This window comes from Spirosoma areae, assembly GCF_054781775.1.
This window is the reverse complement of the sequence record NZ_BAAGTT010000029.1, coordinates 45,685-59,544: the sequence shown is the minus strand read 5'-3', so window position 1 is coordinate 59,544 and position 13,860 is coordinate 45,685. Positions and strand designations below refer to the sequence as shown.

Genomic DNA, 13,860 nt, shown 5'->3' with positions numbered 1-13,860 from the left:
TCTTATCAGTCAGACGACTGGCTTTATTTGTCTTATTATTACACCTGGTGCTGTCCGCCATTTATGCCGACGTACCGTATCCATGCTTCGGATATGTCTTTTTTCTATAGTCTATTTCATACAGGATTTGCCAACAGGTTGAACTGGCTCCTACTTATCTTTTTTTTACTTGCCAGTGTACAGACCTACGCACACTTGGGCAACATTAGGGGAACAGTCTACGATCAGGCGACAAATTTGCCCTTGAGCGGAGTAAGTGTGCAACTGACTGGGGTGAATAAAGCTACTACAACGAACGAATTAGGTCAGTACCGTTTTGACGCGCTGGTGGCGGCTCCTTATAAAGTAGAGATCTCACACGTTGGCTTCAGTTCGCAGATTGTTGATGCAATGGTACAGAATGACCATACGACAAGTATACGAACTACACTCAGTGCGGCATCCGTCGAGTTGAGCGAAGTGCAGGTGTTGGCGCAGCGGGCGCATGACCAGCAACTAATCAGTAGTTTGGATATTAAACTTCGGCCCATTACAAATTCGCAGGAAATTTTGCGGGTAGTGCCGGGGCTATTTATAGGTCAACACGCGGGTGGCGGCAAAGCTGAGCAGATTTTTTTGCGGGGCTTCGACATCGATCACGGCACCGACATCCGCCTGACGGTCGACGGGATGCCGGTCAATATGGTCTCGCACGCTCATGGGCAGGGCTATGCCGACCTGCACTTCGTAATCCCGGAATTAGTTGACGGGGTCGATTTCAAAAAAGGACCTTATCATGCCGAAAAAGGCAATTTTACCACGGCAGGCTGGGTCGACTTCCGCACGCGGACGGCCCTCGACCGTTCGTTTGTGAAACTTGAAGCGGGGCAGTATGACACCTATCGCGCCGTGGCCGGGCTGGACTTGCTGGGGCATAAAGGAAAGGCCAAAAATCAGTCAGCTTATTTGGCTTCCGAGTATTCATATACAAACTCATATTTTGATAACCCCCAGAATTTCAAACGGTTGAACGTAATCGGTAAGTATCACGGGCACCTCTCATCCAACACAAATCTAACGCTCAGCGGCTCAACATTCTGGAGCAAATGGAACCACTCCGGGCAGATTCCCGACCGGGCAGTTGAATCCGGCCTGACGGACTTTTTTGGCTCAATAGACCCTACAGAAGGGGGCGAAACCAGCCGCACAAACCTGAACGCGCAGCTTGTGACAGCAACACCCAGGAACCATATTATCAAAAACCAGTTTTTTTATAGCAACTATACCTTTGAGTTGTATTCTAACTTCACCTTTTTCTTAGCCGATTCGAGCAATGGCGATCAAATCCGGCAGAAAGAAGAACGGAATTTATTCGGCTATAATGGCAGCTATTCAACGCAAACTAATGTAGGCCGAAGTCAGTGGACGACGACTGTGGGAGCGCAATACCGGCAGGATATTACTCAGAATACAGAACTCTCGCATACAACGAATCGAACCGAAACCCTAAATTCGATCCAGTTTGGGAATATCAATGAGTTGAATGCGTCTGTTTATGTCGACGAATTAATTCAGGTTTCGGCTAAATTCACAGCCAACGCGGGCGTCCGGGTCGACTACTTTCGTAACCAGTATGAAGATTTTTTAGAACTGCCGGTTGTAAAAAAACAGGCTACCGCAACTGCCATCTCGCCCAAACTGAATCTGTACTACACTGTCAATACGAGAGTACAGGTGTATCTGAACACTGGTAAGGGCTTTCATTCTAACGACACACGGGTGGTTGTTCCGCAGGGCGGGCGGGAGATATTGCCACCCGCTTATGGCTCTGACCTGGGCTTTATTGTTAAACCCTTTCCAAAACTACTCATCAATGCGGCTGTGTGGTATTTGTGGCTGCAACAGGAATTCGTTTATGTTGGCGACGCAGGCGTTGTCGAACCCAGCGGCCAAACGCGCCGGTCCGGCATCGATGTGTCGGTGCGATATCAATTGACAAAAACGCTCTACGCCGATGTTGACTTAAACACGGCTAAGCCAAGAGCCATTGGTGTTGAAGCAGGACCATATGGCCGGGAGCAAAATTACTTACCTCTGGCACCGACCTTTACGTCTACGGGTGGCCTGTCGCTGCAAAATGCGGGCGCCTGGAGCGGCTCACTCCGTTACCGATATATTGGCGACCGACCGGCTAACGAGGACAATTCAATTGTGGCTAAAGGGTATTTTGTGACCGATATGCAGGTCAATTATAGCCGCCGAAACTATGCGGTCGGTCTATCGGTGCAGAACTTGCTGAATACGCGCTGGAAAGAAACGCAGTTCGCCACCGAAAGCCGGTTACAAAATGAAACGAAAGCTGTTGAAGAAATTCACTTCACGCCTGGAACACCGTTTTTTGCCCGATTAAGCCTGACCTTGTATTGGTAACAGGCGATTAAGTATGAGCAGGCGCACACACTGTTTACGTAAGCCAGAGCCAGAGCCACCGGACTGTCAGCCATAAAAGAACCAATGCGATTAGCAAAACTAATGTCCAGGGGCCTGGCAGCAATGATTTCTTCGCCATTATACGTAACGTGACTATACGTTTAAGCTGTAAATAATGAGCGTCTGATGGAAGCAATTAAACTCACTACATATACAATGAGTAAGTTAACTGTCTGCTCCTGCCCCTTATAAACAATAGTATATACGCAAGTTTACAATTACAAGATTTGTACCAAAAAATCTTGTAATTGTAAAAATTCTCAATACATATCACGACGAGATTGAGTAAAGCCGTTCATAGCAAACGACTAATTTTCGGTTTCCCGGGCAATGCCCGAAATAGTGAAGCCCATGCCCTGACAACCCATATAGGGCTTACTTATTGACTTAGTAGCGGTTCAGGAATAATGCCTTGCAAGCGAAGCAAATCCTCTTCAAACTGTTGAAGAATACTTTTTTTGCTCAAATGTTTTCGGGCGTATAAGCGGGCATTTTGCCGGTAGGCCGATAAATCTGAGTTAAGAGCTTTAGTGATTCCCTCCCGTAGGGCATCCACGGATTCGGGTTCAACGAGAATTCCCATTTTGTGCGTGTCAATAACATCGTATAGCGTTGTTCCTGACACAGCCGATACTAACGCACAGCCACCAGCCGCTAAAATACTCGTCAGCTTTGATGGCAGGACAAGGTCAGATGCCGACTTTTTTTGAAGCACCAGATGTATATCGGCAGTAGCTAAGAGAGCGGATAATTTTTCGTAAGGCTGAAGTGGGTGAAACGTTACATTTGTTAGATTATACACCTGTACCAGGGCCTCCAAACGTGTTTTGCCACCACCCGACCCGAAAATCAAAAACTTAACTTCCGGCTGATGCTCAAACGATCGGGCAGCTTCAATAATTAGTTCTAAGCCTTGTTTTTCGCCTAAACTTCCGGCATAAAGCACCACTTTGTTATCGCTATTCAGCCCCAGTTCAGCGCGAAGTGATTCGCGCTGGGTGAGGGGACGGATATAAAGATCATCGACCCAGTTAGGAAACAGGATACATTCCGACTGAATAACGTTTTTCGCTGTAGTCTTACGAACCATGCCCTCACTAATTGTTGAAACAACAGTGGCTCGTTTTAGAATAAATTTTTCGATAGCAAAGAGGAGGTCTAAAAATCGTTTATTTTTCAACATGCCCAGTTCTTTTGCCATATCGATCTGCAAGTCCTGCAAATGCAGCCAAAGTGGCACCTTTCGTAGGGTTGCATAGAGAGTAGGCAACAAGCCGATATGAAACGGGGGAGCCACACAGAGAACGACATCGTATGGTTTACCAAAAAAAATGGGGAACCAATAGATCAGGCTACTCAACACAAAGGAGAACTCATGCAGGATTCGTTTTAAGGAAGTGACTTTTTTAGGCACATAGAATGGGCAGCGGTGTACAGTCACTCCATCTATAGTTTCGGTCAGCCAGGCTTTACCCTTATACGCTTTATGGACTTCCCACTCTGGATAGTATGGCATTGCCGTGATTACCCGAACAGAATGGCCTTGTTGGGCTAACCAAGCCCCCATTTCGCCTGTATATTTGCCCACGCCCGTTAATTCCGGCGCATAATTAATGTCATAAATCAGAATACGCATGCACTTTGTCAGTGGAGTGGTTCTTACAAACGCCTGGCTACCCTCCTGGCTGTTTTGAGGAGTATAGTACTACAATCAGGCTAATTGAACTTAATTTTCTTAAGGTTCCCAGCCGATACCCGTCCTATCGAAATGACGGAGGAACGAAAGAATTTGCTTTAATTCAGTAGTAAGAACTATACCGGCAAGGCAGACCCACGCAAGGACCCGGCAAGACCGGGCACGTTTAGAAAACATGCCCCACAATCCAGCCAGTAAATCAGTTAATACTAACGGAATGGCAATCTGAAGATTCATCTTTTGTATGGCCTTGACCCATGGGCCAGCCAATTCGGTACGAATTCCAGTGAGGTCAGCTTAGGATTGTGTACCCAACTGAAATAGAAAATACAGACTACATAAGTACTTATACCTAAATGAGGCCAACACCGACCTACAGTAGAGCGCCATAAAATTATACAGGAATTTCTCCAACAGCATGTGGCTCTCCACTGACTTTCTTACTGGCTCACTACATCAGAAACCTATTCGGGTCAGCTCGGCACAATCGTTACCAGTAAACCCGTACTTCCGGAACGATTACCAGGCGTTTTTATCGCCTTTAAACATCAACTTCAAGGTTCGATAACAGATTTTCATATCGAGCAAAAACGTTTGACGAGGTATATAAAGATGATCATAGCGAACCCGATGCTCCATTCGTTGGGATACATCCGTTGCGCCACGCGAACCTCTGATTTGGGCTAACCCTGTAATGCCAGGTTTTACCCAATAACGTGCCCGATAAGCCGATGATGCCCAATGCAAGGCATCATGGGGAACAGCATGGGGGCGTGGCCCAACAAGGCTCATCTCGCCAAGTAATACATTAATAAATTGAGGCATTTCGTCCAGGTTGGTGCGTCGCAGGAACCGTCCTATGCCTGTTACTCTATTATCATCACGAGCGGTCTGAACAAAGCCTCCCTTAGGTTCGGGAGTGTAGGTCATTGTACGAAATTTCAGGCAAAGAAACGGTTTGCCTTTACGACCAGAACGAGTTTGAATAAATAAAATGGGACCTCGAGACTCTGTTAAAATCAGCGCACCAACAATAGGAACTAACCATGATAAGATAAAAACAAAGACAAATCCCGCGATGATAAAATCGATCACGCGCTTGCCAACACGGGTATAGAAGGTAGTCTCAGGCAGTGAAATAACTTCCGGATCGGCCGTCCACGGCAAAAAAACGTTTTCTAACGTAAAGTCGTTTGTAGCGAGTTCTGCATCGTTGGGTTGAAAGATGGTAGAATCAATGTTCATACGTTTGAGATGATTGAGCAGTTAACAGCATGGAAACCACAAGAAATTGTACTTTTTTCATTATTACCTGCTATTGCTTCTTTTCAGGCAACTGCAAATTTGCATCACAATCCTCTGTGTATGCAATTATAGGAATCATTTTCTATCAATTTACTATTGTACTATATCTTTTTATTAAACGGCGATAAATTGCACTTTATTGATAAATTATTTATTTAAGTGAGCAGGGATAGATAATTAATAAGCTAACATAGCTACTAAACTGAGCAATATCTCCTACAAATTCATATTTTCTGGATTATCACGACAAATCTATGACAAAAGTCAATATATAGTTATCGAAGTTATAATATATAAACCCTGTTAGTACAAGGATATACTGTTTGTCTATTTAGACTTCAAAATATAGCAAAGAGTCAATTTCAACGCAGGCAATAAGTTTGATTTATTATACCGCTTTGGTAATACCTAAACTTATAAAGCCGGTTCAACGTCAAAATACATACAATTTGCTGATAATTAGCACTTTAATTCTACAGTTTAAAAATAACAAACGACGGTGTAGATAGCGTATGGCTAACGTTGTTTAACAGCTTACCCACTATACACTGACATCTGGATTCTCAATACAATAAATAAGCGTGCTACCTGGCAAGTATTAAGAGCGCTTAACTAACCTAAGACAAAAACAGATAATTAGAAATCACCTAACGTATCAAAATTAAAAAATTAAGATACATAAAGTTTTTGTAAGTCTTACTTATTGATACAACGCAATAATACACTTATAATAGTAATAAGTTTACCAAAACTTTATTTAATAAATTTATAATTGCAAATTCTTACTTTCGTAGAAACATCATTATATTTGGTAGTGTATACTAATTCTGGCTCTTGAAGCCTGAATGTAGGTCATGAAACGATATACAGCAGCACAGCTTCAACATAACTTCGCACCAGACCAAATTCTGTACTTGACAGGAGATATTAATTATTGCTTTGTTCACCTACTCAGTGGAGAACAAATTTTGACAAGTAGGACCTTAAAATGGTATGGTGAGCGGTGGCCCCACTTTGTTCGCATTCATAAAGGAAGTCTCATTAACCCAAAACACATTCATCGTTGCATGCTGGTTTCACCCACCACCGCCTATCTGATCATGAGCAATAACGCTCACCTTCCTATAAGCCGCAGACGAATTGGAGAAGTCATCAATCAGCTAAGCGCTAAGCTTCATGGAGGTTCACCGAACGAGTACAGTAGTGAGTCTTCCGGGTGAGTACATGTTAAATAAGCAGGGAAGCATATAGGGCAGTCTTAATGGGTGATAATTTCCATCATCCAATTATTAGGTTACTCCATATAAGACACGGGCCCTATCTTCTACAATTTAACCAACCACTTATCCTCTATCGAATCCATATTTCATCAATCTCTGAAGTGTATTGCTTCTTTAGTGCAATAAATTTTACTTGTTTTTTTTGAATAATTCTCATAAAAAGCAATTCGCTAACTAATTTATTAAGCGTACATAGAGTAAAATTAAATCATTTTTTAGCGCAAATATCAATAAATAAGTACATATAATATGATAAAAGTTATAAATATATTGAAAAAACGCCGTAGTTTACACTTCTGCCTAAAAATATACTTAATTTTATAATTTGTATTTTTACCAGTAAGTTGATAGTATTGCACAAAGAATTAAGCCCCATTTTATCATTTTGAGGGTTAACGAATGAATTTTGACAGGTAAGTAAGTGAAAAAATGAATTTATGGCACTGTTAATAGTATTACTTTGCTATTTATATATCTATGAGCGAAATTGGTATCCTATAAAATCAGTTTGATGCAATCTTACTTGAGTTAAGTAATTAATACTAAACGAATAGTAGATTTATTGTTAAAATTTGTCAAAAGTTAAGCTGTTAGTTAAAGCCTATTAAACCTCCTTTTTTAAGCATGCGCTACATGATGAAATTTCTCCCAAATTCAGTAAACAGAAATTATGCATTGAAATGGGTAAGCTGGGTAATCGCTTTACCCTTGATCTGTTCTTGCACTACCTCTAAATCAATAACTTATTTTCAGACTAAGAATGCGCTTGATGAAAACCGTTATGCCACGTTAGCAACAATTGAGCAAATTCCACTAAGAGTTCAATCTGATGATCTTTTGGCCATCATTGTCAATAGTTTAAGCGAGGAATCCAACGCACTTTTCAACGTTTTAAATACGAGTACAATTACAACCAGTCGTTTTCCTGGTGTTGCTACGGCCAGTACGGTGCAACCTTTAGCCTATTCAGTCGATCAAAATGGAGAAGTGATTTTACCTCTGGCGGGAAAAGTTAGATTGGCCGGTATGACCCTGCAAGAGGCAGGCACCCTTCTTGAAAAACAGTTGTCCCGGTATATTAAGGACCCCACCGTTACTATTCGCTTATTAAATCACAAGTTTACACTAATTGGTGAGGTTAACCGACCGGGCATTTATAATATTGTTGATAAAACGAATACCTTGCCCGAAGTAATTAGTATGGCAGGAGAACTGACGCTTTTTGGGCGACGTGATAATGTAATGCTGATACGGACGGTTAATAACAAGCGTGAAATAGTGAAACTTGACTTAACCTCTCGCCAGGTACTTAACTCTCCTTACTATTACATTGAAAATAATGACGTAATTTATGTAGAATCTAAATCAGGTAGAGTTACATCATCGGACCGCACATTACAATTGATACCAACTGTATTAAGCACAATAACTACGACCTTACTCATATACAATACGTTTTTAAAGTAAGGTGGGAAAACCATCATCCTGAAGACCCTGGTAAAGATAAATTGACTTAAATAATCATGGCTGACATAACTACTAATTTTCGCGAAGAAACAGGCCCGTCATTTAACATACGGTCGTTCTTACTCCAATATCTTCGGCATTGGTACTGGTTTATTCTGGCAATGGTTCTTGCTTTTGGGGCAGCTAATTTATATCTCCGTTATGCTGAGCCTATTTATCTCGTTAACGCATCCTTGTTAATTAGAGAGCAGCCCAAAAGTGCAGGCGAAAAAATATTAGAAAAGGCAGATGCTGTAAGTCTCAGTGTTCATTCCGTATTAAACGAAGTTGAACTGCTAAAATCTCGTAGTCTGATGCTTCGTGTAGTAGAAGGCCTTAATCTGACCGTTCAATACTATAAACAGAATAAAATTGGGCGCGATGAAGAACTTTATAATTCATCTCCTGTATGGATATATTCGACTGGTTTAACCAACACAGCTTATCAGGGTCCGGTTTTCATCAATATCATCAATAAAGAGCAGTATGAATTACAGGATAAAGAAGGCAATAGTAAGGGAAAATATAGCTTTAACAACGTTGCTAAAAGTGAATATGGTACCTTTCGCGTTCTATTGAAAGACTCGCTTTACCGAAAGGATAATAACCTGATTAAGGTAACTTTTCATAAGCCTGAACAGATAGCTGGGCGTTATCAAAACGTACTCAAAATTGCATCAACAATGGAGAGTTCAGTGCTTAAATTATTTCTTGAAGAATCTGTGCCAGCCAGAGGTAAAGCTGTTCTAAACAAATTGCTCGAAATTTATACCCAATCAGCTCTGGATGACAAAAATCTTGAAGCAAAATACACCTTACAATTTATTGATGAACGCCTGAAATTAATAACCGGCGAATTGGGAGCTGTGGAACATGACGTTGAGTCTTATCGAAATTCTCAGGAGGTTACGGACTTGAGACGTCAGGGAGATATGTTCCTCGATGCAGTCAATACTACTGACACAAAACTCAACGAAGCCGATCTTAATCTCGAATTGCTGGATGGGGTAGAAAGTTATATGAAAAATAGTCAGAGTGGAATTGCACCCGCTATGTCTGCACTGACCGACCCTATCTTAAAAGAACTTATACAAAAATTAAGTAACTTACAGGGACAGCACGAGAAATACAGTCGCACAATGCAGGATGATAATCCATTCTTACAAAGTATAACTAAGCAGATAGAAAGCACCAAAGCAGCTATTCAGGAAAATGTAAATAATCAGCGACAAAATTTACAGCTTAGCCGTGCTAATTTACAGAAAGTCAATCAACGTTTTGAATCGTCCATCCATACGCTCCCTCGTAAAGAGCGGGAGTTTATTACGATCAAACGGCAGCAGGGAATTAAAGAAAGTTTATACCTACTGCTACTCCAAAAAAAGGAAGAAGCCGCCATTTCCTATGCTTCAGCCGTAACAGACAGCCGAATTATTGACGAGGCAACCAGCACAGCCTATCCACTTAAGCCCAGTCCTATAAACGCGTATATGGTTGCTTTTTTGATGGGCCTACTTGTTCCTATTGGTATAATTACCGTACGAATGAGACTTAGCGGTAAAGTACAAACACGGAATGAGATTGAAACCGAAACGGGGCTTACTGTTTTTGGCGAGATCATGAGAAAGCCAAGAACGAAGGCCGATAAGTTTGTCGGAATCGAGACTGATAAAACCATTACTGAACAATTTAAAGTATTGCGGGCAAATTTACCCTATACCAATGGCAATATGGTTCCGCTCGACAACCAACTTCTACTGGTTACTTCATCGATTAGTGGAGAGGGTAAAAGCTTTTTTAGTATTAACATGGCCTATAGTCTTGCTCAATTAGAGAAGCGGGTCATTATTCTGGAGGCTGACTTACGCCAGCCAAAGACCACAACTTATTTGGGTATGCCTGATCAACAAGTTACAGGTATGTCTGATTATCTGGCTGGTCAGTGTGAAATCAGTGATTTAATAAGGGCTACCGACCACCCTAATTTATATTTAATTTCGAGTGGCGATATACCACACAATCCTTCTGAACTGCTGTCGAATCAGCGCATGGATGTCTTATTAAAAGAACTTCGTCAGCAATTCGACTACATCATTCTCGACACCCCACCTGTAGCTTTCGTAGCAGACACGACAATTTTGGCCCCCTATGCCGATAAAGTTTTTTATATCGTGCGGCATGAATATACCCCTCGCAATTGCATGCAGTTGCTGACCAGCCTGTCAGCCAGCCAAAAATTCAAATCGCTGCATGTCATTTTCAATGGCGTAGCCTACGAAAAAAGTCAGGAATTTGGCTATGGATATGGCTATCGATAAGGTGTAAATTATAAACAGATTAATTACGTTGATTATGCCCTGGTTTGTACTTTATACCAAATCCAGAAGTGAAAAGCTCGTCGCAGAAAAGCTACGAGAGCGAGGTATTGAAGTCTATTGTCCATTAATTAAAACAAAACGTCAATGGTCGGACAGAATTAAAGTAGTTGAAGAACCCCTATTTCGTTCTTATTGCTTTGTAAACCTACAGGAAAATGAGCGGGCCAGTGTATTTGGCGTACCAGGGATAGTTCGGTATTTATTTTGGCAGAATAAAGCAGCTATTGTCAGGGATTTGGAGATTGATGCGATTAAACTAATGTTAAATGAAGTTGATCATAACCTCATTGAGATAAAGTCATTTAAGCCAGGTGATCAATTAACAATTGCCTCTGGTTTATTCACTAATGCGAGTGGCCAAATAGTGCGACAACAGGGCAAAATCGTACTAATCATGCTCGATGCTCTACAATTGTCGTTATCAATCGATTTAACAAAAACGGTTATTTCGGCTTAAAACCACTCGCTTACTAAGGGAAAACTTGACTTCAGTTTATAGTAACTATTAGAGTAGGTTCCAAGTGGGACTGAGCGGGCGAAGCCATATGATAAGGTAGATTATATAACCAAAATCATACAGTAAGTCAGCGTTCAAATTAGAATACACTAAGTTATTCACATCTAAAATTAAAATCAACGTTTTGGTTACAACTACGTTTCGGAAGATTGCAGACCATCCTGGGTATGCAAAAGTTATTAAGTGGGGTCGTCTGATTACCATTACTGGTAGCGCACAAGTACTCGTACAAATCACAGGATTATTAAGTGGTATATTAGTAGTACGACTATTACCTACGCAAGAATACGCCTTGTACACGATTGCAAATACGATGTTAGGTACAATGACAATTCTGGCAGATGGTGGAATTTCCAATAGTGTGCTGGCATTGGGTGGAAAAGTGTGGCAAGACAAAAAGCAACTGGGTGATATAGTAGAAACAGGTTTGTCTATGCGAAGAAAATTTGCAATAGTAAGTTTGTTGATTGCTATGCCCATATTAGCTTATTTACTGAACCATCAAGGAGCTACATTATTAACCACCGTTTTAATTATAATATCTGTAATTCCTGCGTTTATTTCAGCCTTGTCAGATACCTTATTAGAAATCACACCTAAATTGCACCAGGATATTAAACCCCTACAAAAAAATCAGTTACAGGTTAGTGTTTATCGCCTAATATTAAGTTCTATCACATTATTTATATTTCCATTTGCATCCTTAGCAATATTAAGCAGTGGTATTCCGAGAATATATGGAAATTTTAAATTAAGGAAAATTGCCGACAAGTTTCTTGATAATGGCGCATATAACGAGACTGTAGAAAAGGAGATTATCAAAACAGTAAAAAGAATAATGCCCAGTGCAGTATTCTATTGTATAACGGGTCAGATTACTATCTGGCTGATTTCATTCTTTGGGAACACTACATCAATTGCTGAAATAGGCGCATTAGGTAGAATCACAACTGTATTTACCCTCTTTAATATAGTATTTGGTATTCTGGTTATACCTCGGTATGCGCGTTTAAATAATATTAAAATACTTCTTATAAAAAATTATTTTAATGTGCTAATTCTTACACTACTAAGTCTAAGTATAGTCTGTACAATTACGTATTTCTTTTCGGATCAATTTCTGGCTATATTAGGCAAGAACTATGTTGGGTTAGATACCGAATTGTTTCTTTACGTATTAACAACTTGTGTAGGTTTACTAAGTGGGTTGCATTCATCACTTGCGGCAAGTAGAGGCTGGTTTATCAAACCATTCATTAATATTCCTCTTGAATTGCTTATACTGGTTTTAGGTGTATTTTTCTTTGATTTATCTACTCTGACAGGGGCAATATTCTATAATATGTTTTTATATTGTGCCTATTTATTTCAATATCTAATATATTTTTTCTACTGTCTTAATTTCAAGCTTAAGGAAGTATAAACGCAACTTACTTTGTACTATTTATACTTTATTCGACTAAAGCTTGCCTAAAATTGCTGAATACTTAACATACAATTTTTGTAAGTATTTATTACCAGGTTGTAATCTATATTTTCATCACCAATAACATTTGAAGAAGATATCTGAATTGGTTCGCGAAATATCATTCTTCTCAAGGTTAGAATTATAAAAGCAAATATTATTAGAGCAGGCTCAACAGTTACTACACATACTCCACTCAATTCGATACGGGCAGGAGTTCGAACAAAATTTATTAAAAAATAGGCAATAAATGCGTAAAGAATCTGTTGTTTGTACGTTGTTTGAAGGGCATTATCATTATGGTGTAGCTGCCTTGGTAAATTCTTTATATCAGCAGGGATTCCGAGGAGATATTTATGCAGGCTATCGAGGAGAATTACCCTTCTGGGTTAATTTGTTGGAAAACGATGTGGCAATTGATTGGAAGGGTAGTAAATCATTTGCTGTTGCTACTGGGCTTAAACTCCATTTCTTACCCTTAGAAACTGGACATCATTTTGCAAATTATAAACCTGATTTCATGCTTTTATTGTGGAACAGCGTAGCAAAAGCAGCAGAACAAATGTTTTATTTTGACCCCGACATTGTACTTTTTTCTAAATGGATTCTTTTTGAAGAATGGGTAACCTATGGTGTGGCTTTGTGTGAAGATGTAAATTCACCCTTACCTGAGCGTCATCCAAGAAGAATGGTTTGGAGAAAGCATTTTAACAAAACAGGTATAAATCTTTCTTTTAAATCTACAATTTATGCTAATAGCGGATTTGTAGGCATAAATAAACAAATGCTTAATTTTTTATTTATCTGGAGCCAAGTCTTAGAAAATATTGGAACTCAAGTGATGGGGTTAAACCGTTCTTCACTACCTGGTGGCTCCCAGCTACTTAAAGATTCCGTTGGAGCATTTAATGCTTTTGATATACCCGATCAGGATGCACTAAATGTGGCAATCGAAGCTTGGAACGGAGAATTAAGTTTCATAGGAAAAGAGGGGATGTCATTCAAATATGGGTCAAATCTTATGAGACACGCAATTGGACAGCCTAAACCTTGGAACAAAAATTTTATTTTATATGCCCTCCATGGAACACCAGCATCATCATCTGAAAAAGCTTTCTTACTAAATACCCAATACCCTATTAGTATTTACAGTAAAACTCGAATCCGAATCTTACGGCTAAGTATTATATTTTCAGCCTTTATTAGTAGATTCTATCGCCATACAAATTAAAGTGCATTTCTCA

Annotated in this window: 9 protein-coding genes; 7 read left to right on the top strand and 2 right to left on the bottom strand. The window is 40.2% G+C overall.

The features are described from left to right. Window positions 1-93 precede the first annotated feature (93 nt). Window positions 94-2,409, top strand: coding sequence for a TonB-dependent receptor (locus ACYVI1_RS16865; RefSeq protein ID WP_460911859.1), 2,316 nt, complete (start codon window positions 94-96; stop codon window positions 2,407-2,409). A 439-nt stretch (window positions 2,410-2,848) separates the two neighbouring features. Here ACYVI1_RS16865 and ACYVI1_RS16860 read toward each other — a convergent pair whose 3' ends face one another. Together ACYVI1_RS16860 and ACYVI1_RS16855 are read right to left on the bottom strand one after the other, a co-directional pair. Then, window positions 2,849-4,105 (bottom strand): WcaI family glycosyltransferase, encoded by a 1,257-nt coding sequence (locus ACYVI1_RS16860; protein ID WP_460911857.1) that lies wholly within the window; start codon window positions 4,103-4,105, stop codon window positions 2,849-2,851. 579 nt (window positions 4,106-4,684) lie between these two features. Then, complete coding sequence (locus ACYVI1_RS16855; protein WP_460911855.1) at window positions 4,685-5,410, bottom strand: sugar transferase; 726 nt, start codon at window positions 5,408-5,410, stop codon at window positions 4,685-4,687. 914 nt (window positions 5,411-6,324) lie between these two features. On the opposite strand from ACYVI1_RS16855, the gene ACYVI1_RS16850 reads away from it, so the two are divergent. The 6 genes from ACYVI1_RS16850 to ACYVI1_RS16825 all read left to right on the top strand — a co-directional run bounded on the left by ACYVI1_RS16850 (window position 6,325) and on the right by ACYVI1_RS16825 (window position 13,847). Continuing rightward, on the top strand, window positions 6,325-6,690 hold the full coding sequence (locus ACYVI1_RS16850) for a LytR/AlgR family response regulator transcription factor (RefSeq protein ID WP_460911853.1): 366 nt from the start codon (window positions 6,325-6,327) through the stop codon (window positions 6,688-6,690). 693 nt (window positions 6,691-7,383) lie between these two features. Further along, on the top strand, window positions 7,384-8,217 hold the full coding sequence (locus ACYVI1_RS16845) for a polysaccharide biosynthesis/export family protein (RefSeq protein WP_460911851.1): 834 nt from the start codon (window positions 7,384-7,386) through the stop codon (window positions 8,215-8,217). 56 nt (window positions 8,218-8,273) lie between these two features. After that, window positions 8,274-10,574, top strand: coding sequence for a GumC family protein (locus ACYVI1_RS16840; RefSeq protein ID WP_460911849.1), 2,301 nt, complete (start codon window positions 8,274-8,276; stop codon window positions 10,572-10,574). Between the two features lie 34 nt (window positions 10,575-10,608). Further along, on the top strand, window positions 10,609-11,091 hold the full coding sequence (locus ACYVI1_RS16835) for a UpxY family transcription antiterminator (RefSeq protein ID WP_460911847.1): 483 nt from the start codon (window positions 10,609-10,611) through the stop codon (window positions 11,089-11,091). Between the two features lie 184 nt (window positions 11,092-11,275). Then, complete coding sequence (locus tag ACYVI1_RS16830; protein ID WP_460911845.1) at window positions 11,276-12,574, top strand: lipopolysaccharide biosynthesis protein; 1,299 nt, start codon at window positions 11,276-11,278, stop codon at window positions 12,572-12,574. Between the two features lie 292 nt (window positions 12,575-12,866). Continuing rightward, the gene (locus tag ACYVI1_RS16825; protein WP_460911843.1) at window positions 12,867-13,847 is read left to right on the top strand and encodes a hypothetical protein; all 981 of its coding nucleotides are present in this window, start codon (window positions 12,867-12,869) and stop codon (window positions 13,845-13,847) included. The last annotated feature ends 13 nt before the right edge of the window (window positions 13,848-13,860 follow it).